At 74.6% G+C, this 20265-nt stretch carries 16 protein-coding genes; 2 read left to right on the plus strand and 14 right to left on the minus strand.

Annotation, left to right across the window (positions count from 1 at the left end; all coding sequences use genetic code 11):
- Window positions 1-480 precede the first annotated feature (480 nt).
- Window positions 481-813 carry a hypothetical protein gene (locus DDQ41_RS00095; RefSeq protein WP_109292591.1) on the plus strand — a complete coding sequence of 111 codons (333 nt, stop codon included), beginning with the start codon at window positions 481-483 and terminating at the stop codon, window positions 811-813.
- Between the two features lie 485 nt (window positions 814-1298).
- Here the strand turns inward: DDQ41_RS00095 and DDQ41_RS00105 are convergent, their stop codons facing one another.
- Entirely contained in the window at window positions 1299-2513 is a 1215-nt protein-coding gene (locus DDQ41_RS00105; protein WP_109292593.1) for an MFS transporter, read from the minus strand.
- 54 nt (window positions 2514-2567) lie between these two features.
- Between DDQ41_RS00105 and DDQ41_RS00110 the strand changes: the two genes are divergently transcribed.
- Window positions 2568-3308, plus strand: coding sequence for an AraC family transcriptional regulator (locus DDQ41_RS00110; RefSeq protein WP_109292594.1), 741 nt, complete (start codon window positions 2568-2570; stop codon window positions 3306-3308).
- Window positions 3309-3491: 183 nt separating this feature from the next.
- On the opposite strand, the gene DDQ41_RS00115 is transcribed toward DDQ41_RS00110, so the two are convergent.
- From DDQ41_RS00115 to DDQ41_RS00175, 13 genes are all read right to left on the minus strand, one after another.
- Complete coding sequence (locus DDQ41_RS00115) at window positions 3492-5213, minus strand: DHA2 family efflux MFS transporter permease subunit (RefSeq protein ID WP_262508304.1); 1722 nt, start codon at window positions 5211-5213, stop codon at window positions 3492-3494.
- 39 nt (window positions 5214-5252) lie between these two features.
- Window positions 5253-6416 (minus strand): hypothetical protein, encoded by a 1164-nt coding sequence (locus tag DDQ41_RS00120; RefSeq protein ID WP_109292595.1) that lies wholly within the window; start codon window positions 6414-6416, stop codon window positions 5253-5255.
- A complete protein-coding gene (locus tag DDQ41_RS00125) occupies window positions 6413-7105 on the minus strand; it encodes a 4'-phosphopantetheinyl transferase family protein (RefSeq protein WP_174720241.1) in 693 nt (230 codons plus the stop codon). Before DDQ41_RS00125 ends, DDQ41_RS00120 begins: the two co-directional genes overlap by 4 nt.
- Window positions 7106-7192: 87 nt before the next feature.
- Window positions 7193-9508 (minus strand): beta-ketoacyl-[acyl-carrier-protein] synthase family protein, encoded by a 2316-nt coding sequence (locus DDQ41_RS00130; protein ID WP_109292596.1) that lies wholly within the window; start codon window positions 9506-9508, stop codon window positions 7193-7195.
- Window positions 9508-10551, minus strand: a complete 1044-nt coding sequence (locus tag DDQ41_RS00135; RefSeq protein ID WP_109292597.1) for an aminomethyltransferase family protein — start codon at window positions 10549-10551, stop codon at window positions 9508-9510. Before DDQ41_RS00135 ends, DDQ41_RS00130 begins: the two co-directional genes overlap by 1 nt.
- A 38-nt stretch (window positions 10552-10589) precedes the next feature.
- Entirely contained in the window at window positions 10590-12641 is a 2052-nt protein-coding gene (locus DDQ41_RS00140) for a GNAT family N-acetyltransferase (protein WP_109292598.1), read from the minus strand.
- A 283-nt stretch (window positions 12642-12924) separates the two neighbouring features.
- A complete protein-coding gene (gene fabZ / locus DDQ41_RS00145; protein WP_109292599.1) occupies window positions 12925-13479 on the minus strand; it encodes a 3-hydroxyacyl-ACP dehydratase FabZ in 555 nt (184 codons plus the stop codon).
- Window positions 13476-13772, minus strand: coding sequence for an acyl carrier protein (locus tag DDQ41_RS00150; RefSeq protein WP_109292600.1), 297 nt, complete (start codon window positions 13770-13772; stop codon window positions 13476-13478). The genes fabZ and DDQ41_RS00150 overlap by 4 nt, the downstream gene beginning before the upstream one ends.
- A gap of 68 nt (window positions 13773-13840) precedes the next feature.
- Complete coding sequence (locus DDQ41_RS00155) at window positions 13841-14602, minus strand: SDR family oxidoreductase (protein ID WP_109292601.1); 762 nt, start codon at window positions 14600-14602, stop codon at window positions 13841-13843.
- Window positions 14599-15627, minus strand: a complete 1029-nt coding sequence (sbnB, locus tag DDQ41_RS00160) for a 2,3-diaminopropionate biosynthesis protein SbnB (protein ID WP_109292602.1) — start codon at window positions 15625-15627, stop codon at window positions 14599-14601. Before sbnB ends, DDQ41_RS00155 begins: the two co-directional genes overlap by 4 nt.
- A complete protein-coding gene (gene sbnA / locus DDQ41_RS00165; RefSeq protein ID WP_109292603.1) occupies window positions 15624-16682 on the minus strand; it encodes a 2,3-diaminopropionate biosynthesis protein SbnA in 1059 nt (352 codons plus the stop codon). Before sbnA ends, sbnB begins: the two co-directional genes overlap by 4 nt.
- Complete coding sequence (locus DDQ41_RS00170; RefSeq protein ID WP_109292604.1) at window positions 16679-19090, minus strand: lantibiotic dehydratase; 2412 nt, start codon at window positions 19088-19090, stop codon at window positions 16679-16681. Before DDQ41_RS00170 ends, sbnA begins: the two co-directional genes overlap by 4 nt.
- Window positions 19087-20250, minus strand: coding sequence for an aminotransferase-like domain-containing protein (locus DDQ41_RS00175; RefSeq protein WP_245991401.1), 1164 nt, complete (start codon window positions 20248-20250; stop codon window positions 19087-19089). Before DDQ41_RS00175 ends, DDQ41_RS00170 begins: the two co-directional genes overlap by 4 nt.
- Window positions 20251-20265: the final 15 nt, after the last annotated feature.

Consider the following 20265-nt stretch of genomic DNA (forward strand, 5'->3'; position numbering starts at 1 on the left):
GTGGCGGGCGTGCCGCCAGTGGCGGGGGCGGGGCGCCGGCGCGGCCGGTTCCCGGGCCGGCGTCGGGCGACGTTCGCCCCGTCGCGACGCCCGGCACGGCGACCCGCCGCGCCGCCGAACCGACCGGGCAGGCCCACCACGAGGCCGATCCGGCACCTCGCGATCCACCGCACCGGACGCCGCTCCGCTCCGCCGCCGCCGACGACGACGGGCAAACCCCGCCTGACGCGGCACTGGTTCCTGCCGAAGACGGCGGGACACGGCCGTGGAACGCCGCCGGGGTGGCGCCTCCTGCTCCCCACCAGCCTTCCCCAGCACCGCCCTGCGGGGTCCGGCCGCTGGTCACCGCGGTGATGGCGGTTTTCGCCCCGCCATGAGCGGAGGCCGGCAGTCCCCGCCTAGAGTCGCCCGGAGCAGCGGCACTTGTACGCGCCGCTCGCGTGCGGGGCTTCGACATCGACTCGGAGAAGGTGGACGACCATGCTGAAGCACAGGGGTTACCGAGTGGCCGGCTGTCTGCTGGCGGCCGTCGTGGGGGTCGCGGTCGCGGCGCCGACGGCATCCGCGCAGGCGTCCGGTCCCACCGGCGCTCAGGGGATCAACTGCAGCGCCGGCTCCTTCGGTTCCGACGGCAACCAGTGGTACTACAACGTCTCCTGCTCGGCGACCGGTTCGACGCAGTGGTGGGCCAACATCAGCTGTACGGACAACACCACCCGCAGCGCCGGCCCCTACACCACGTTCCGCAACGTCCGGGTCTACTGCCCCCCGAACACCCTGCCCGTACAGGGCTGGGTCAGCTACACCGTCTGACACCAGGACGCCCCGGGGCGGACTCGTCCATGGCCACCCGCCGCGGACCCGCCGGTCCGGAGCCGAACCGCCCACGGTTCCGGCCGGCGGCAACTCCCCTGCCGAGGGCGGCCGTCCGGTGCGCTGCTCCCGGTGATGCCGGTTCGGCCGCGGTGGCAGTGGACATCACACGGGGGGAAGATCACGCTGGGGGAAGACCACACCGTGGGAGATCCCGCCGCCTCGTACCCGCCGGGCCGTGGAACGGGCGACGGTTGCGAGCCCGCACCGCAGGCCCGGGGCCGGTTCCGGTCGCCGCGTCCCTCCGGCGCTGTCCCCGCCGCGCGTCGTGCCGCGGCCCTGGTCGGCCGGGCGCAGGAAGCACGGCCGGTCGAGGTGGACGGCCTCGGTGCGCAGGCAGCCGGCGCGAGGCGGGCACGGGTCCGCCGGCGGCGTCGCCGGGTCGCCGGCCACCGGGCCCGGGCCCGGGCGGGGCGGGCGGGTCCTCAGCGGAGGCCGGGCGGGGCGGGAGCGTGTTCGGCATCGGCGTCTTCTCCCTTCGACACCGTGGTGCCGGACGGTGACGGAAGAGCGGGCTCGGGCAGGGTGCGGAACAGCAGCCAGGCCAGTACGGGCATCAGGACCAGCGGAGTCAGGGCCGTCTGCAGCGACGTGCGGTCGGCCAGGGCCCCGATGACGGGGCCGGCCAGGCCGCCGACGCTCACGGTGAGGCCGAGGGTGATGCCGCTGGCGGTGCCGACCCGCGAGGGCAGGTAGTCCTGGCCGAGGGTGACCTGGAGCGAGAACGGGACGTACAGGCCGACGGAGGTCAGGGCGACGAACGGGTAGAGGGCGGGGCCGGGGACGAACACCACTCCGGCGATGGCCCCGGCCGTCAGCAGGTACGACCAGCGCGACACCCGGACCCGGTCCCAGCGGTCGGCCAGCGCGCCGCCCAGCACGCTGCCCACCGCACCGCCCAGGTACAGCAGGAACAGTGCGGCCGTGCCGGCCGCCCTGCTGCCGTCCATGCGCTCGGCGGCGTAGAGCGAGATGAACGTGCCCAGGCCGATGAACGCCACCGAGCGGCACACCACGGCCAAGGACAGCCGGACGAACGACGCCGTGTCGTCCCGGCGGCCCGTGGCGGAGGACCCGTCCGTGCCGGAGAGCCTCCTCTCCAGTCCGCGCAGCACGGGCAGGCAGAGCGCGGCGCCGACCACGGCCGGCAGCAGGAGCAGCGGTGTCAGCCGCAGGCCGCCGGCGGCGACCACGGCGGCGACGGCGAGCGGAGCCAGCGCGAAGCCGAGGTTTCCGCCGAGGGAGAACCACCCCATCGCGCTGTGGCCAGGGCCGCCGGCGGCCCTGGCCACCCGCGCGGACTCCGGGTGGTACGCCGCCACCCCGATCCCGGAGACCGCGACGACCGCGAGCGTGACGGCGTAGGAGTCGCTCACCCCGCTCAGGGCGATGCCCAGGCCCGCGAGCAGGGTGCTGACCGGGAGCAGCCAGGGCACGGCCCGGCGGTCGGTGAGCGCGCCGAAGAGCGGCTGGGCCACCGAGGACAGCATCGAGGCGGCGAGCACGACGCCCGAGGCGGCCGCGTAGCTGTAGGCGCGCTCGGCGACGAAGAAGGGCACGAGGGCGGCGACGGCGCCCTGGTAGACGTCGACGCAGCCGTGGCCCACGGACAGCAGGGTGATATGGAGGTTTCTTCGCACCTCGCCATCCTGTGCGGCGCCCGGCGCGTCGCACTTCCGATAAACTGCCAGACAATGCCGGAAGTCCGCCACACCCCCGTGGCCCCCACCCGCACCCAGCGCCTGGCCTCCGGTGGGGAGATCGAGGCGCACCGGCACGACGACCACCAGATCGTCTACGCGGGCCGCGGGGTGCTGGCCGTCACCACCGGCGCCGGTTCCTGGGTCGCCCCGGCGACGCGCGCCATCTGGGTCCCGGCCGGCACCGTCCATGCCCACCAGGCGCACGGCGACCTCGAACTGCATCTGGTGGGGCTGCCCGCGCGGGAGAACCCCCTGCGTCTGGACGGCCCCGCCGTGCTCTCGGTGAGCCCGCTGCTGCGCGAGCTGATCATCGAACACACCCGCACCGAGGACGACGACAGTCCGGAGGGGACCCGGCTGCGCGCGGTCCTGCTCGACCAGCTGCGGATCTCGGTGCAGCAGCCCCTGCACCTGCCCACCCCGGCCGACCCGGTGCTGCGCCGGGTCTGCGCCCTCCTGAGCGCAGACCCGGCGGACAGCCGCACGCTCGCCCTCCTGGGGCGTGAGGTCGGAGCGAGCGAGCGCACACTCTCCCGCCTGTTCGCCGGCGACCTCGGGATGACCTTCCCCCAGTGGCGCACCCAGCTGCGCCTGCATCGCGCCCTGGTCCTGCTGGCCGAGCAGACCCCCGTGACCCAGGTGGCGAACCGGTGCGGATGGTCCTCGACCAGCGCCTTCATCGACGTCTTCCGCCGGGCGTTCGGCCACACACCCGGTACCCACCTGCGATGACCGGACGCCCGGCGGCCCCGCCCCGGCGGCCGGGATCGCCGGGGTCGCGCCGGGGTCGCCTAGGTCGCCGGGCCGGGGTCGCCGGGGAACGGGTCCTCCCCCGCCGGCCCTCCGGCCGGACCCCCCTTCCGCCGGACCCCCTTGCGACCGGTTGCCCCGCCGGGCGCCCCGGCCCCGCCGCCGTCACCCCGCGGCGTGGCGGGCCTCCCGGCGGTCGGCCGCGAACAGCGCCAGCGCGGGGACCAGGGTGAAGCCGTAGATGACGAGCAGCCAGCCGAAGGAGGAGGCGAAGGCGTCCGGGGTCAGTCCGTGGTAGCGGTGCGCAGCCCGGTCCAGCACCACCGTCACCACGGCGAGGGCGGCGGAGCCGCCGATGCGCTGGACGAGGTTGAGCTGTGCGGAGGCGTCGGGGATGGACTCGGCCCGGATCGACTGGTAGGCCCTGGTCATCGCGGGGACGATGGTCAGGCCGGTGCCCAGGCCCCGGACCGCGAGGCTCGCGCAGAGCAGGGGATAGGGAGTGGTCGAGGACAGGCCGGTGAGCGGCACGGTGGCGAGCATGGTGAGTGCGACGCCGATGACGACGGTCGCGCCTCCACCCGTCCGCTTCATCAGGACGCGGCACAGCCACGACGCGGCGACCACTCCGACGCCTCCCGCCGACATCAGGAGACCGGTCGTGACGGCCGGCTCGCCGCGCGCCGACTGGAAGTACAGCGGGATGAGCATCATCGGGGAGTACAGCACGAAGCCGAGGCAGAGGATGTTGACCGCGGCGGTCCGGTAGACGCGGTGGCCGAACAGGCGCACGTCGAGCAGGGGGAAGTCGGCGCGCAGTTCCCGGACCACGAACACCGCGCCGCTCAGCACGGCGAGCAGCAGCGGGACCAGCAGGTCCGCGGAAGCGGTCCAGCCGAGTCGGGAGAAGGCGCGGAGGGCCAGGACCGTGCAGACGGTGAGGGTCGCCGAGGACAGCAGGCCCACCACGTCCAGGGGTCTGGCCTGCCGGCTGTGCGGGGGATCCCGGGGCACACGGCGCAGGGTGACGAGGACGAGGGCGGCGCACAGGGGGACGTTCACCGCGTAGACCGCGCGCCAGCCCCCCGCCTGCACGAGCAGTCCTCCGATCGCGGGTCCCAGGAGGGGGCTGATCAGCATCACGCTGCCGTTCAGCCCCTGGACCCGGCCCAGTTGCCCGCGCGGGACCCCGCGGGTGAGCAGGATCGTCGACGCGGGGACGAGCACTCCGGCGGCCGCTCCCGACAGGGCGCGGGCGGCTGTGAGCTCCGGCAGGCTGCGGCTGAGCGCGCAGGCCGCCGAGCCGAGCAGGAAGAGGGTGGTCGCCCAGGCGAAGACGCGTCTGACCCCGAAGCGGGTGACGAGCCAGCCCGTGGCCGGCATGAGCGCGGCCAGGGCGAGGAGGTACGTCGTCACCGCCCACTGCACCCGGCTGATGCTGCCGAGTCGGGCGGCGGTGTCGTGCAGGGACACGTTCACGATGGTGGTGTCGAGCAGGGCGAGGAAGTTGCCGCTGATCGCCGCGGCGGACGTCCAGGCTCCGGGGGCGGGCGGCCCGGCGGGCTCCGCGGGGGCGCCGGAAGCCTCCGGGGCGCGGTCGCGGGCCGGGGAGTCCGGACCGGCCACCCGCACCTTCCGGGCCTTCCGGGCCTTCCGTATCTCCGGCATCTCCCGTGTCTCACGCATCTCACGCGTCTCACGCGTCTCCGGCGCCTCGCGCACCTTCTGCTCCCCCGCTCCGGCCGCCGGGGGCGCGGGGAGCCGGGCCGCCCCGGGGTGCGGGTCGGGGGACTCCCGGGGCCTCGGGGGGTGTACGGCCGGTTCGGGGGTTCCGGAGGCTTCCGGCGAGCAGGGCGAGCCGTCATCGGTCTGTTCGGTCGTCGACATGCGGGGGCGTCCTTCGGGGTCCGCGGGGCAGGGGCCGGGTCAGTGCGCGTCGCCCAGCGCGTCCTCGACGTCGTCGAGGAGCGCTTCGGCCGCCTCGCGTGCGCCAGGGCGGTTGCGGCATGCGAGGGTCAGCTCGGTCGAGTTCCCCACCTGGCAGGCGCTCACGAACATCTCGACATAGGGCACGAGCATGGGGAGGGTGTAGAAGGCGGTGGGCCGGAACCGGCCGGTGCTCAGTTCGCCGGTGTCGATCGGGCCGTGGTCGGAGACGATGGCCGTACCGGGGAAGTGGGAGCCGTCGCCTGCCCATGCCTCGCCGATGGTGTTGGCGAAGGGGTTGTTCCGCCGGAAGTCCCCGCCGAGCGACGCGACCTCGCGCTTGCGGAGCAGGGCGCGGATGAGTTCGCCGTGCAGCCGCTTCCAGTCGTCGTCGCGGTTGACGTCCAGCACCAGCTGGGAGGTGAGGTTCGCGGTGGAACGCACCGAGGGGTCGTGGCGGCGCAGGTCGACGGGCACGATCAGGCGCCCCGTGTCCGTGGTGATGCTCCGGGAGACGGCGGCGGCCACCCGGGCGGTGACCGCCGTCGGGCGTGCGGGCACCCGGCGGCGGGTCCACAGGGGCGTGCCGTCGGGCGGCCCGGCTCCGAGGATCGCGGGCTGCCCCCGGAGCCGGGCGGGCGGCTTCAGCGGGGGTACCCGTCCGGCGGCGGTGCGGAAGTGGCCGTCGTCGGCGTCCGAGAGGGCGCCGAGGGGCTCCTCCCCTCGCAGCGCGCGGAAGACGTCGGCGATCCAGTGCCGCAGCCCCCGGCCGTCGGTGACGACATGGCTGGCGCGGACGACCAGGCGGGTGGCCGGTCCTTGCCCGACGCCGACCTCGCAGACGGGACCGGTCACCACGTCGAGGTCGCGGTGGAAGAAAGACGCGCCGAGGTCCGCCGCCCCGGGGAGTTCCACGACCGGGGGGAAGGGGCCGTCCGCGCGCCAGAGAGCGGACCGCCGGCGTACGGCGAGTCCCGGGTTGGCGAGCGTGGCGGTGTGCACGGCCTCCCGCAGGGCGTCGGCGCCGATGTGCCCCTCGCCTTCGAGGACCATCTGGATCAGCTGCGGGCAGCCTGCCGCCGAGGCGGTGAGATAGCCGCGTTCGATCGGTGAGATGCGGCGCGTGTAGGGCCGTTCGGCCCTGGGCTCGGAGGTGGCGTTCATCCTTGGTCCAGGGTGGTCGGATCGACGCTGCGGGCGGCGGGTGCGGTGGGGGACGGCCGCCACCACCACCGCACCGCCGCGGGCCGGGAGCCGGCGAGGGCGAGGTGGGTGTCCGTGCCGAGGGTGGTGGAGCACACCAGGTAGGGAGGGGCGTTGGTGGGGCGCCATCCCGGTCTCCAGCCGGGCAGCCGCACCCCCGCGAAGGTGTCCTTGGTGAGGTGCGAGGCCTTGATGAGCGCCTCGCACTCGGCGAAGTCGCGCAGCCGGGCCGGTCCCGGCAGGCCGAGGAGGGAGCCGAGCCACCGCAGGGCGGCGGGCCGGTCCCGTTCGTCCTGGAGGTCCACTCCCACGTGCGGGCCGGCCGACAGGGCCACGGCACCGAGGGTGCCGCAGTGCGTCACCGAGGCGGTCAGGCCGTGGGCGGGCAGGCTCCAGCGCAGGTGCCGGTCGCGCGCGAGATCACTCGCCGTCACGGCGAGGCCGTACAGCTCGCCGGCCGCGGCGATGACCAGCGAGCGCCCGGAGCCGTTGAGGCGGTGGCCCATCCGGTCGCTGGGCAGGTGGGGGTGGCGGGTGATCAGGCAGTCGATCACGCACGGTTCGGGTCGGGTGCGGCCGTGGGAGCCGCGCTCCGCGTCCTGTGCTCCTCTCGTGCCGCAGCGTCCCGCAAGCGCCGGCCGGTGTTCCACGGGTGGTACCTCCACGGTGGGTCGCGTTCCGCCCTGCCCGGTCCCGGCGGCCCTCGGCGGGGGGCCTGCCGGGGGCGCCGGCCAGGACTACGTGTCGAGGACGGCCGCCGCGTAGCTGCCGCCGTAGGCGAAGCCGGACAGCAGGACGCGGCCGGGCGGCGCCGCACCGCACAGCGCGGCCACGAGTCCCAGCGCGGCGGCGCTGCCGTAGGTCTCTCCCAGCAGCGCCTTGGGGGCCGCCACGGGCCGGCCGGCGAGGCCGGCGAGCTTCAGTGCCCGGGTCTGGGCGATGTCGACGAGGCTGTAGCCGGAGGCCGCCGAGACGACGGTGCCGATCCCGTCCGGGGCTGTGCCCGCCTCGGCCATCGCGGTGCGCAGCGCGCGTGCCCAGGCCTCGCCGTCGCGGCCGATCCCGCCGAGGCCCGCCGGTTCGCCGGAGGCGCCGAACCCCCGCACCGCGGCGAGGGTGTCCGCGCCGCGGGAGGCGGCCGCCTCCTCGCTCTCGAGCAGGATCGCGGCGGCGCCCTCGGTGAGCACGGTGCCGGTGCGGCCCCCGGGGACCACGTGCGCGGTGCGTGCGTAGCCGGGGAGGGCGGCCTGTGTGGCGAGGGCCTTGCCGGGGAACTCGTCGGCGGCCACGACCATGATCCGGTCGGCCGCCCCGCGGGCGATGACCCGGGCCGCCAGTTGCAGCGCGAGGAGGGAACTGGTGCCTCCGTTGGCGATGGTGGCGGTGTAGCCGCGGTAGCGGTTCAGCATCGCCACGTGCCCGGCCGCCGCGTTGACGACGGTGTTGGCGAACAGCGCGGGGTTGGCGCCCGCGATGCCGTGCCGCAGCACGCCCTCGTGGAACCGGAGCACCGAAGTGTAGGGCCCGTAGCCGGTGGCGAACACGATGCCGGTCGCCTCGGCCTCGGCGCGCGAGGGTTTTCCGTGCCGGCCGTAGAGGTCGGCGACCGCGGCGGTGGCGAGCAGGCTCAGCGGGTCCATGCGGCGGGCGCGGCTGGGGTTGATGGCGCGGGACACCGCGTCGGCGTCGACGCGGCCGACCGGCACCTCGCCGATGCCCCGGACGTGTTCGGTGCGGGTGTAGCAGGGGCGACGGCCGCTGAGTGCGGCGACGAGGGCGGCGGTGTCGGCGGCGTCGCCCGCGAGGCCGGCCGCGCCGGTCACCACGACCCGGTGCGGCGGCTCGGTGCGCCGGGTGCCCCGCCCGGTCCGCCCCGGGCGGTTGAGGACCACGGAGGCGTTGTTGCCGCCGAACGCGAAGGAGTTCGACAGCACCACGCCGGGCCTGCCCTCGCGTCCGGTGCCCGGAACGATGTCGAGCCCGCTGGGGGGCTCCAGTCCGCGCGTGTTGACGGTCGGCGGCAGGACGCCGCGGTCGATCGCCAGGGCGCTGACGACCGCTTCCACCGCGCCCGCCGCACCGAGCGTGTGGCCGAGTATCGACTTCGTGGAGCTGACCGGCGGAGGAGTGGCGCCGAACAGCTTCCTGACCGCTTTCGGTTCCGAGGAGTCGTTGGCCGGTGTCCCGGTGCCGTGCAGGTTGAGGTAGTCGACGTCGTCCGGGCCGAGTCCGGCCGTCTCCAGGGCCTGGGCCATCGCGGCGCAGGCCCCTTTCCCGCTCGGGTCCGGGGCGGTCTGGTGGTATCCGTCGCAGGACAGGCCGTAGCCCCCGAGTTCGGCGAGGACGCGTGCGCCGCGCCGCTCGGCCCGGTCCGCCGGCTCCAGGACCATGAACGCGGCTCCCTCCCCGAGGGTCAGGCCCGTCGAGGCCGACATGGGCGAACAGGGCTCCGGATCGAGGGCGCCCAGGGAGCTGAACCCGTAGGCGGAGAGCGTGGCCAGGGGGTCCACTCCGCCGCACAGCACGTAGTCGACGTCCTCGCGCCACAGGAGTTCGGCCGCGTAGCCCAGTGCCACGGCGCCGGCCGCGCAGGCGTTGGAGAGCACCACGCGGGGGCCCCGCAGGTCGAACTCGGAGGCGATGTAGTCGCCGACGCAGGGCAGTTGCGCGGTCACCGCCCGCTGTGCGTCCAGTTCGCCCGCGAAGACGAGGCCGGCGTGGACGTCCTCCAGGGTGGGCATCGCACCGAGGCTGGAGCCGACCACGACCGCCACCCGCTCCCGGTCGACCGAGGACAGGTCGAGCCCGCTGTCCCGCAGGGCCTCGCGGACGGCGGTGGCGGCCAGGCCGTAGCAGCGGTCCAGGCCGTCCGCCTGCTCCGCGGTGACCATGCCCGCCCAGTCGGTCAGCAGCTCCGAGGTGTCGAACAGGGTGTTGGGGCGGATGCCGGGGGCGCCTGCCGCGATGGAGGCCCAGCAGGTGTCGACGTCCTCCCCTGCCCCGGTGACCAGCCCGAGGCCGGTGAGGGCGATGGCGGGGGCGGGGGCGGGCATCAGGAGATCCTCGTGGTCAGCGAGCGGGCGACGACCCGCGGGAGGGTCACGGTGGACAGCGGGCGGCGGCGGGCCCGCTCGTCTTCGGCGGCCAGGTCGAGGCCGGGGACCCAGAAGGGCGCGTCCAGGAGGGCGAGTACGAGTTCTTCGTCGCCGTTGGCGGAAGGGGCCTGCCACAGGACCGTGCCGACGCCCCTACCGGCCGCCGTCACCTCGGCACCGGTGGCGAACCGGCTGCCGGGCGGGGCGGTGAGGGCGGTCAGCCGGGGGCCGTCCGCGGCGGGCCGCGTGAGGCCGCCGGACCCGCGGAACTCACCCGGCCGGTCCCAGTCGACCATCCAGGAGAGATCGGCCCGGTCCACCGTGAGGCCGAGGAACCCGGTGGCGCAGAGAGCCGTTCCGGCCTCCGCCCGGACGCGGTCCAGCCCCTCGCGGCCGACCGGATGTCCGCCCTGCTCCCGCACGGCGGCCAGGACCGCCCGGTGCGCCGCCTCGGGGGCGTCGGAGACGAGCAGGTATCCGTACTCGCCGGTGGTGCCGACGCGCGCCAGGTGGGCGACCGCCGCCGGGGCACCCGGCACGGCCGCCTCCGTGACGGCGTGCAGGGGCAGTCCGGAGATGTCGAAGTCGACGAAGGCGGCGGCCACGGCCCAGGCGGCCGGGCCCTCGAACGCCGTGACGCCCCAGCCCTCGGGCTCGATCTCGGCGGTGACGCCCGGCGGCACGTCCGGCCCGTCCAGATGTCCGCGCAGTTCCCCGGCCGTGAGCGGCGTGCGGGGAAGCAGCCAGGACTCCTCGCCCGTCTCGCAGTGCAGCAGGACCGCGAACGGGGTGCCGTCGTCGTGGAGGGCGAGTGCCTCCCGGACGGTGTCCGGCTCCACGAAGTCCGCGGACTTGGTCAGGAGGCCGTCCAGGAAGGACAGCCTGTCGTCTCCGGTGAGCCGCACCAGCGGCGCGTCGATCCGGTAGGCGCCGACGGACGTGCGCACGGTGGCGTAGTCGTCGGCCATGGTGCGCAGGGCGGCGTCGGTGGTCGTGGTCATGGTGGGCGGTTTCCCTTCGCAGCGGTGGTGGGGGCGGGTCAGAGGGTGGGTTCGTCGTGTACGGACAGGTGCCAGGTGGTGCTTCTCCGGCCCGCCGGGGAGACGCAGCCGACGAGGAGGCCGGACGGAGTGGAGCGGAGGGCGATCTCCCGCTCCCCGCCGGATCCGGGTGAGGGCCGGCAGTCCAGCCAGCTGCCGTCGGAGAGGCGGACCGCGGCGGCCGCGGCCCACACCTGCCGGAATCCCGTGGAGGCCAGCGCCCACCGGGTTCCGGCCGACTCGAGCATGACGGTGGTCTTCCGCGGGGTGTCGGGGGTGATCCACAGGACGGCCTCCGCCTCGTCCCCGGCCTCGTCCCCGGCCGGTGGAGTCCGCACGTCCACCCGGACGGGCTCGGTGGTGTCGCCGGGGGCGGTGATCTCCCAGCCGGTGCGCGTGTGCGGGCAGTAGAGGGCGAGCGGGTGCTCCGCCTCCCACCCGGCCGGGGACCGCACGCCCCAGCCCAGTCCGGCGGACCGGTGGTACCGCTGCCTCTCCCTGGTCACCCACATACCCGCGGACCAGCGGGGGTTGCAGCCGAACGCCCGGGAGCGGGGGTGGGGACTGCGCAGGACCCTGGTCGCGCCCTCCGTCCACCGGGTCACCCCGGCGGCCGCGGCGTCGAGTTCCAGCCTGCGCGGCCCCCCGGTCCCGGGCGGTGTGCGGAGGGCGGCAGCGGCGCGCGGCGCCGCGGTGGGTGCGGCGGCCGGCCGGATCACGGTGCGCAGGCGGGCCACCCCGTCCGGGCCGCGCTCGAGGCCGCGCTCGACCAGGGCGCTGTGCACCAGCCGCACCGGTTCGCCCACCGGCATCCGGATCTCGGTGGAGGAGCCGAGCCAGGCCAGTTCGCGGCCTACGGGGACGGGCTCCGATGCGGCCACCACCTCGGAGGCGTCGCGGACGCCGACGTCCAGGCCCAGGGGGTGGCGCCGCCCGTCGGCGTGGACGAAGACGGCCTGGCGCAGACCCACCGTCTGGAAGATCCGGCCCGGCGGGGCGGTGAAGGCGAAGTCCTGCCGGAGGACTCCCCCGTCGAGGGTGATCGTGCCCACGACCTCGCCCTCCCGGCACCGCTCCGTGACGCGGACCCCGCCGCCGACGCGGACGACGTCCAGATCGCGCGGTTCGCCCTCGCGCCAGCCGGAGGGGCCGTTGGCCTGGCAGCCGGGCCAGGTGGAGATGAACACCGGCCCGTGGTGGCCCTCGTGCCATACCCGTACGGTCGCGTCGTCGCCGTCCACCTCGCACACCGCACCGCCGGCCGCGAACCGGTGCGGTGCCGCCCCCCGCGGGGCGCGGACGCGGTACGGCGGCTCGGCCGGCCGCAGGGGGCGGGTCGTGCCGTCGGGACGACCGACCGCGGCCTGGCGGACCGTGCCGCGGTCGACGTCCACGCTCGCGGTGAGCCGGAAGTCGCCCAGGAGGAGGCGGTAGTGCACGGTACGGGCGCCGCCGGCCGGGCGGACGTCGGAGCGCAGGTCGTCGTCCCGGGAGTCGACGAGCGTCGCGAAGCTGGTGACCTCGCGCAGCGCCGACCTCGCGTCGTCGCCGAGGTCCCCGGCGACGCTGCGCAGCACGAGCGGTATGTAGTTGTGCAGTTCGACGTTGCCGTCCTCACCGGGCGTGGTCCGGCCCACGCAGACGCAGCCCACGCGCCGGTAGAGCCGGAACGCCACGGTGTTGGCGGGGTTGACGGTCAGCCGCAGGACGAGGCAGCCGGACCGCATCATCCACTCGACCGCCTCGGTGAACAGCCGGCCGGTGAGCACTCCGTTGCGGTAGGCCGGGGCGACGAAGAACATGTCGGCGATCAGCTCGCCGGCCCGGGCGGATCTCCGTCCGGTGCTGTTGAACAGCCCGAAGGTGCCCACCACTCGCCCCTCGTCCACCGCGACGAGGAACGCCGCCGTGTCCCGTTCGGCGAGTTCGCGCACCACCTCGCCGGGGGTGATCCCGCCCGCCACGGGGTTGGGGTTGTCGTGGTGGCGGTTGAAGAGCTCCGCGATGCCCTGCGCGTCGCCCACCCGGTAGTGGCGGATCGTGACGGACATTCCACTTCTTCCTCTCTTCGGTCGGATGGATGACGGGCCGGGGCGGGGTGCCGCGCGGCTGCCCGGCCCCCCTGCCCGGCGCCGCACCGGGGCGTGTCGCGACGGCAGCTCCGTCCGCCCGCAGGGCGGGGCCTGCGGCGTCTGGTGCGTGCGACCGCAAGGCGGAGGATCATCCCCGTACCGGACGTACGTGCATGCCCCCGGCAACGCAGCGCGGCGGCGCCTCCCGTGCCCGAGGGGCGACGGGGAGTGCGTGCCGGGCGCCGCGGGCCGGGAGGGGCTTTCACCGCACGCCCCGGGCGGCTCTGCGTTCCGACGTGACCACCAGGGAGCCGGAGGCGACCCGCTCCCGGCCGACGCTCGCGCTCACGGACACCCGGCGCAGCGCGCCCAGGCGCTCGCCGAGCGTGGCCTCCAGCGTCAGCTGGTCGCCCGGCACGACGAGCCGGGAGAACCGCATATGGCTGATGGAGCCCAGGTAGCCCACGCTCTGCGCGGCGTCGGCGGTACCGGCGGTACCGGCGTCCGGTCCCGCCGCCTCGATGATCTCGGCGACGTAGACGACCGCCACCAGTTGCGCCATCGACTCGACGATCATGACTCCGGGCATGACCGAGTGGTCGGGGTAGTGCCCGGCGAAGTAGGGCTCGTTCACCGAGACGCTCTTCACCCCCCGGCCGGACACGCCGGGTACCACGTCGTAGGCGCGGTCGATCATCAGCATCGGCCAGCGGTGCGGCAGCATCCGCTTGATGTCGTCGCAGGAGTAGCTGCGCTTCCCGGTGGTCCCCGCGTCCCGGCGGCCGGAACCGGCGGGTGGTGCGGTGGCGGCCGTCATGGCCGGGCCTCGCGGGCCGCGACGAAGTCGACCAGCGCGTTGACGGAGCCGAAGGCCTCGAAGTCGTCGTCGCTGATCAGCACGGCGTACTCGCTGTTGATCATGACGACGATCTCCAGGGTGTCCAGGGAGTCCATCTCCAGGCCCCGGCCGAACAGCGGCTGGTTGTCGGAGACGACGGCCGGTTCCACGTCCAGACCGAGGCGGTCGATGATCATCGACTTGACATGCATGTTCTTCTCCAGGCGGGTCTGGGCCCGGGCGCGGATCTGCTCGAAGGCGGCGACGGACACGGGGTTTCCTCTCGTCGGGGGGTGGGGGGTCGTCGATGTGCCGGACGGCACGGCTGGACGGGGATCGCTCAGACGGGGATCATTCCGCCGTCGACGGTGAGCACCTTGCCGGTGATGTACGAGGCGCCGGGGCCGGCCAGGAAGGCGGCGGCGTGCGCCACTTCGCGCGGCGTCCCCATGCGTCCCATCGGTATGGACTGCTGGGCGTGGGCCCGTCGGGCGGCCGGCAGCTTCCGCACCATGTCGGTGTCGATGAATCCGGGGGCCACCACGTTGACCCGGATGCCGCGTGCGGCGACCTCGTACGCCAGCGTCCTGGCCATGGAGATCACCCCGGCCTTGCTGGCCGCGTAGTTGGCCTGGCCCGCCCGGCCCGCGACGCCGCTGGTGGACGCGATGAGGACGATCGCACCGCCGGTGACGTACATCAGCTTGGTCGCCTCACGCGCGGTGAGGAAGCTGCCGGTGAGGTTGGTGTCGATCACCTGCCGCCACTTGGCGCCGCTCATGGCGGCCAGATGACCGTCGGCGGTCACCCCGGAGTTGAGCACCGCCACGTCGAGCGAGCCCCAGACGGCCCTCAGCTGCCGGTACATCGCGGTGACCTGCGCCTCGTCGGAGACGTCCGCCTGGAGCAGCAGGCTCTGCCTGCCGAGCCCGCGGATCCGCCGGGCGACGTCCTCGGCCTTGGACGCGTTGGAGCGGTAGTTGACGGCGACGTCGCAGCCGTGCTCGGCCAGGGTGACGGCGATCGCCGCGCCGATGCCCCGGGACGCGCCGGTGACCAGGGCCTTCGTGCCCTCGGGGAAGAGGCTCCCGGGGCCGCTCATGCGGACTTCTCCGCCATGGCCGCCGTCACCCGGTGGCTGCCGGGGGCGAAACCCCCGATTTCGGTGCCCAGCCCCGCGCGGATGGCTGACCCGAGCACCTCCCGGGCGACCGCGAGGTCGAGGATGCCCAGGCCGAAGGGGGAGAAGACGGTGGTGCCGGCGGTGTCGGGCCGTACCGAGCCGTCGAGCACGGAGGCGATCTCGGCGTGCACGAAGTCCCGGTTGCCGGTCTCCTGTTCGGCCATGTGGAGGGAGGTGTGCTCGCGGACGGCGTGCTCGGTGTCGTCGACCACGTTGCGGGCGGCGAGCACCGACGCGGTGCTGAGATCGCGCAGCGAGAGGTGCAGGATCACCTGGCCGTCGGGCCGGTGGGGATGGGAGGCGAGGTCGAGCCAGTAGCCCGAGTCGGTGGTCGCCACACTCACCGTGCGGGCGCTGAGCGCGGCGGCGGCGTCGCCGGTGCGGAAGGCGATCCCCGGGTGCAGGACGCGCAGTTCGGCGGCGAGGACCTCGGCGCGGTCCGGCACCGCGTCGTGGAGCAGCACCGCCTCGAGCTCCGGATGTACCCGCGCGAGGAAGGCCAGGACCCGCTGGTTGATCGTGCCGCACCCGATGAGCGCCGCGGTGCGCACCGCGCACGCGCCGTGGAGCGCCGCACTGGCGAGGGCGGCGCTCGCGGCGGTCCGCGAGGCGGAGATCCGGCTGCCCTCGAGAAGCGCGATCGGGTAGCCGGTGCGCAGGTCGTTGAGGACCAGGACGGAGGACGCCCGCTGCAGTCCCCCGTCGACGTTCCCCGGGAAGGAGGAGATCCACTTCATGCCCATCACGGGTTCGGGACCCCCCAGGTAGGCGGGCAGGGAGATGATGCGGGAGCCGGCGGGCTCCGGCGGGCGCAGGAAACCGGAGAACGGCACCCGCGTGCGGCCCTGGCCGTGGAGGAGGTAGGCGGCGCGCACCGCGTCGAGAACGGCGGGTTCACGATCCGTCAGGGCGGCTGCGACGTCGTCTCGGTTGAGGATCCTCATGCCTCGTTCCTGTCCTGTTCGTGGTGGGGCGGGCGGTTCGGGTACGGCCGGAGGTGGGTGTCCACCCAGGAGTCGGAGTAGATGGTGTCCAGATAGCGGTCGCCGCCGTCGGGAAGCACCACGACGCAGGTGGCGCCCGGTTCGATCGAGGACGAGCACCGCTGCAGGGCGCTGACGACGGCGCCGGAGGAGCCGCCGGCGAGGATGGACTCGCGGGCGAGCAGCCGGCGGCAGCCGCGTACGCATTCGTGGTCGGTGACCTTGACGACCCGGTCCGCGAGTTCCGGTCGCAGGAGCGGCGGCACGATCGCCGCTCCGTGTCCGGGGATCCTGCGCGGGTGGCGGAGGCTGCCCGGTTCGGGGGGCCCGAAGATCACGCTGCCCACGGCGTCCACCGCCGTCACCCTGGTGGCCAGCCCGTTCTCGCGGCAGTAGTCCGCGCAGCCGCGGAGCGTTCCGGTGGTGCTGGTCGCGAGGAAGAGGTGGTCCGGTGCGCGGGGAAGGGCCTCGCAGATCTCGCGCATCGTGTGGTGGTGCGCCAGGGCGTTGCACTCGTTCGCGTACTGGTTGGGCCAGTAGGCGTCGGGGACGGCTTCCAGCAGTGCCCGGACCCTCGCGATGCGGGCGGGCAGGTACTGGCCGGAGGCGGGGTCGCGGTCGACGACCTCGACCCGCGCGCCGTAGGCCCGCATGATGGCGACGTTCTGCGCGGTGGTGTGGGGGTCCACGACGCAGACGAGGGCGATTCCGTGGAAGTTGCAGAGCTGGGCGAGCGCGATCCCGAGGTTGCCGGAGGACGACTCGACCACCGTGGAGACCCCGGGGACGACCTTCGACGTCCGGATGGCCTCTTCGAGCATCGACTTCGCCGCGCGGTCCTTGATGCTTCCGCCGGGGTTGAAGCGCTCGCACTTCGCGTACACCTGGAAGCGCTCCGGTGGGAAGAGGCGGTCGAGTGCGACGAGCGGAGTTCCGCCGATCGTCGCGGTGATGTCGGGGTCCCTCGGGCGGCGGGTCGTGGAGAGGGCCGAGCCGTCTCGGGTTACCGGGCTCATTCCGGCACCTTTCTGCTGATCTGCAGGCGTAGTTCGCTGACGTACCGTTCGCCGTGGGAGTCCGTCAGCCAGCAATCGGCGGGGGACGGCAGGGGCTCGCTGAGGCTCACGGTCGCTTCGGAGTCCTGGCGGCACGCGGCGCGGACCAGGTTGGCGAAGCACAGCACCAGCGTCGGGCTGGTGAAGTCGACGAGGTACGGCTTGGTCTCCGCCTGGAACTTGACGAAGAGCAGATCGGGCAGCGCGTTGCGGGCGCACCAGCCCCGTACGGCCAGGTAGTCGCGCTCGGCGTCCGCCTTCTCCGGCAGGCCCACCCCCCCGGCCGGCTGCCGCCAGGTCTCCCGGAACAGGACCAGGCCGCCGACGGTGACACGGGGAGTGTGCGCCCCGTCGAGCCCGATCTTGAAGGCGTCGGCGGCGATCACCGAGATCGGTACCGCGAGGAGTTCGGCGACGTTCCACTCGCTGCCGTCGGGTGTGGTCGCGGTGACGGTGCCGTCCGTCTCGCACAGGGTGACCGCCACCGCCGGATCCACCCGCGCGCGGTCGTCGAAGGGGGCCCGGGTGAAGCCGATGAGCCGGTCGGACGTCCCGACGGGAGCGGGGACCACCCGGCCGCTGTTGCGCGTCCAGTCGACCGGCAGCAGCGGCACCAGGCGCCGCGCGCCCACGGCCGCGTTGACCCTGTCGCGAAGCGAGGGCCCGTCGGTGGTCCAGTCGAGCGCCCCCGGGTCCAGCGTCGCGAGGCAGGCGTGCAGTTCGCCGAGCACGGCCGTGTAGCGGCCGGCGTTCACCGCGTCGACCGAGGGGGCGGCGATCTGAAGGTCGGGGCTGTGCAGGGCGAGATGCGGCGAGCGCACCGGCCCGGTGGCGAACAGCCCCCGGGCCCGCTCCTCGATGTCCTCGACGGGGAACTCGAGGCACTCGGGCAGTTCGGCCGCCGGGTCCACCCCGAGCGCCTGCTGCCACTTGAGGGCCAGTTCGCGGGTGGCGGTCCGCACGGGGGCCGCGGTGTCCCCCCAGAAGAGGTTGAGCACCCTCGGCCACACGTCGGCGAGAGCCACCGTGCCGCCCCGGCCGCGGGCGGCCTCGCGGACGAAGCCCGCGACCTCCGCCTCCACGAGTTCGGCCAGGCGGTTGCCGAACCAGTCCGCGGCGCCGGCCACGAGGGCCAGCGGGCGGGCGATGCCGTCGAGGAAGTCTCGTCCCAGGTCCATGCGGCAGTCCCGGAGGGAGTCCTGGTAGCACAGCGTGCGGCCGGCGTACATCTTTCCCTGCTCGCGTGAGGCGGCCTGCCCGGTGGTGCGGACGAAGAACGCGTCGAGCCGGTCGAGCGCGTCGGCGAGTTCCTCCGCGCTGCGTGCGCGGTCGATCCTGTCCCGCAGCCCGTCGAGTTCCGCGAGTACGCTCCCGAACCGGGCGAGCAGCGCGGGATCGCCGATGCCCGCCACGCGCCTGCGCAGCACCTCCTCGGCGCGTACGTCGACGGGGATGTTGGCGTCCCAGGTCAGCACGCGCTGCCGCAGGAGCCGCTTCAGGGCCTTCTCCACCCGCTCCCGGGCCGACGCCGGATCCCAGCCCGCGGCCCGCGCGATGGCCTCGGCGCTGCGGTCGCCGTCGGCGAGGCGCAGGACGCGGACGTCGTCGTCCCCCGGGCGGATCGTGCGGCCGCCCGGGAGGACCAGCCGGTCCCCGGCGAGGTGGACGTCCGCCCTGAGCATCGGCGGGAACCACCAGCGGGCACCCGGCTGCGCCACCATCCAGTCGGCGAGTGCGGCCACCGCCCAGCGCTCGAAGGACGTCCGGCTCTCCGACGTCAGCGCGGGCCCGTGGTCGAGGTCCACGGCACGCCGCCCCCGGCCGACGCTGATCCACGCGCCGGGGCCGAAGAAGCCGATCATGTCGGCCTTGGCGCAGTAGCGCAGCCAGTACATGGCGACGCCGCGTTCCCGCCGCCGGCGCCTGCTCGCGCTGCCACGGCAGGCCGCCACCGAGTCCAGCACGTGGTACACCGTGCGGTTCTGCCAGGCGACGGCACGTCGGAACTTGTCGTCCGCGGCCAGGCCGGCCAGTGCCTGCGACTCGGCGGCGCTGTCCGCCCGGTAGGCGGCGCGGAAGGCGTCCAGGCCATCGGGCTCGAGGCCCTCGGACTCGAGGCCATCGGACTCGAGGAGCCGGGCGGCCCGGGCCGCCCGGGGACCCCCGAGCAGTTCCAGCCCGGACACGGGGAAGCCGGCGCCGCGCAGCAGTCCGACGTCCCACACCCGCCAGTCGCTGCCGGCGAGCGGATAGGACGGGCCGAACGCCGCAGGGCCGAGGGTGCGGTCCCGGCGCGGCGGTTCGCCCGTACAGCGTCGAAGCGGTGGCGCTGGACGCCCGGTGCGGTCCCGGCGCGGCGGTTCGCTCATGCCGCGCCTCCCCGGAGCGCGGTGGCGAGGCGGGAGACGCCCACGGCGACCCGGTCCCGGGGCACATGGCTGAAGCACAGCCGCAGGGCGTCGGAAGGCCCCCCGTCGATCCGGAAGTGGCTGCCGGGGACGAAGGAGACGCCGTGCCCGGCGGCCACGGCGGCGAGAGGGCCGGTGTCGAGGCCGTCGCGGTGGCGCAGCCACAGGTAGAAGCCCCCCTGCGGCCGCCGCCACGTCCACGGCCCGCCGTCGCCGAGTTCGCGCTCCAGGGCGTCCGCCATGAGCGCGCAGCGTTCGCGGTAGGCGGCCCGGTACCGGTCGATCAGCTCCGTCCATCCGCTGCGCGCGTGGAACGCGGCGATCGCGGCCTGGGCCAGCGGGGACGGGGACAGCGCCATCACCTCCGTGGTGCGGCGCAGCGCCGCGGCCTGCTCACGGGGTGCGGCGATCCAGCCGCAGCGCAGGCCCGGCGCGAAGACCTTGGAGAAGGTGCCGAGGTAGACGACGCGGTCCGGGGCGAGCGCCTTGAGGCTGTCGGTGGTCTGCCCGTCGAAGCCCAGCAGCCCGTAGGGGTTGTCCTCGATCACCGTCAGGTCGAGTTCGCCGGCCACCGCGAGCAGTTCCCTGCGCCGGTCTGCGGGGAGGGTGGCTCCGGTGGGGTTCTGGAAGGTCGGGTTGCAGTAGGCGAGTCGTGCGGTACGTCCCTCCCTACGCAGTTGCAGAATCGTTTCACGCAGGCCTTCCGGTGCCAGGCCCCGGGCGTCCCGGGGTATGGCGCGCAGCCTCAGCCCGGCCGTGCGGAAGGCCGCCGCGGCGCCCGGGTAGACGGGGGTCTGCACGAGCACGGTCTCCCCGGGCTCCGCCAGCGCCAGTCCCGCCGCCATCAGCCCCATCTGGGAGCCGCTCGTCGGGACCAGGTCGGCGGCCGCCGGGCAGGCGCCCTCGCGCCCCATCAGGTCGCCGATCGCCGGAACGAGCGCCTGGGCGACGTGCGGGGTGCTGTACTGGAGGGCGATCCTGCCGCCGAGCCTTACGAGCCCGGACATCTGGCGCGCGATCGCGTCCAGGGGCAGCACGTCGAGGTCGGGCAGCCCGCCGGCGAAGGAGACCGTGTCGCCGCCCCGCTCGAACAGACGCGGCATCTCCACGGCGGGTCGCATGTCCGTCCACATGGC

This window comes from Streptomyces spongiicola (assembly GCF_003122365.1).
GTDB lineage: Bacteria > Actinomycetota > Actinomycetes > Streptomycetales > Streptomycetaceae > Streptomyces > Streptomyces spongiicola.

Bases quoted from the DNA above. Each gene is read 5' to 3' on its own strand.
- DDQ41_RS00110 (WP_109292594.1), top strand. From the start codon at position 2,568: ATGCCGGAAGTCCGCCACACCCCCGTGGCCCCCACCCGCACCCAGCGC.
- DDQ41_RS00140 (WP_109292598.1), bottom strand. From the start codon at position 12,641: ATGTCCGTCACGATCCGCCACTACCGGGTGGGCGACGCGCAGGGCATC.
- sbnA (WP_109292603.1), bottom strand. From the start codon at position 16,682: ATGAGCCCGGTAACCCGAGACGGCTCGGCCCTCTCCACGACCCGCCGC.
- DDQ41_RS00135 (WP_109292597.1), bottom strand. From the start codon at position 10,551: ATGACCACGACCACCGACGCCGCCCTGCGCACCATGGCCGACGACTAC.
- DDQ41_RS00155 (WP_109292601.1), bottom strand. From the start codon at position 14,602: ATGAGCGGCCCCGGGAGCCTCTTCCCCGAGGGCACGAAGGCCCTGGTC.
- DDQ41_RS00120 (WP_109292595.1), bottom strand. From the start codon at position 6,416: ATGAACGCCACCTCCGAGCCCAGGGCCGAACGGCCCTACACGCGCCGC.
- DDQ41_RS00115 (WP_262508304.1), bottom strand. From the start codon at position 5,213: ATGTCGACGACCGAACAGACCGATGACGGCTCGCCCTGCTCGCCGGAA.
- DDQ41_RS00170 (WP_109292604.1), bottom strand. From the start codon at position 19,090: ATGAGCGAACCGCCGCGCCGGGACCGCACCGGGCGTCCAGCGCCACCG.
- fabZ (WP_109292599.1), bottom strand. From the start codon at position 13,479: ATGACGGCCGCCACCGCACCACCCGCCGGTTCCGGCCGCCGGGACGCG.
- sbnB (WP_109292602.1), bottom strand. From the start codon at position 15,627: ATGAGGATCCTCAACCGAGACGACGTCGCAGCCGCCCTGACGGATCGT.
- DDQ41_RS00175 (WP_245991401.1), bottom strand. From the start codon at position 20,250: ATGCGACCCGCCGTGGAGATGCCGCGTCTGTTCGAGCGGGGCGGCGAC.
- DDQ41_RS00095 (WP_109292591.1), top strand. From the start codon at position 481: ATGCTGAAGCACAGGGGTTACCGAGTGGCCGGCTGTCTGCTGGCGGCC.
- DDQ41_RS00130 (WP_109292596.1), bottom strand. From the start codon at position 9,508: ATGCCCGCCCCCGCCCCCGCCATCGCCCTCACCGGCCTCGGGCTGGTC.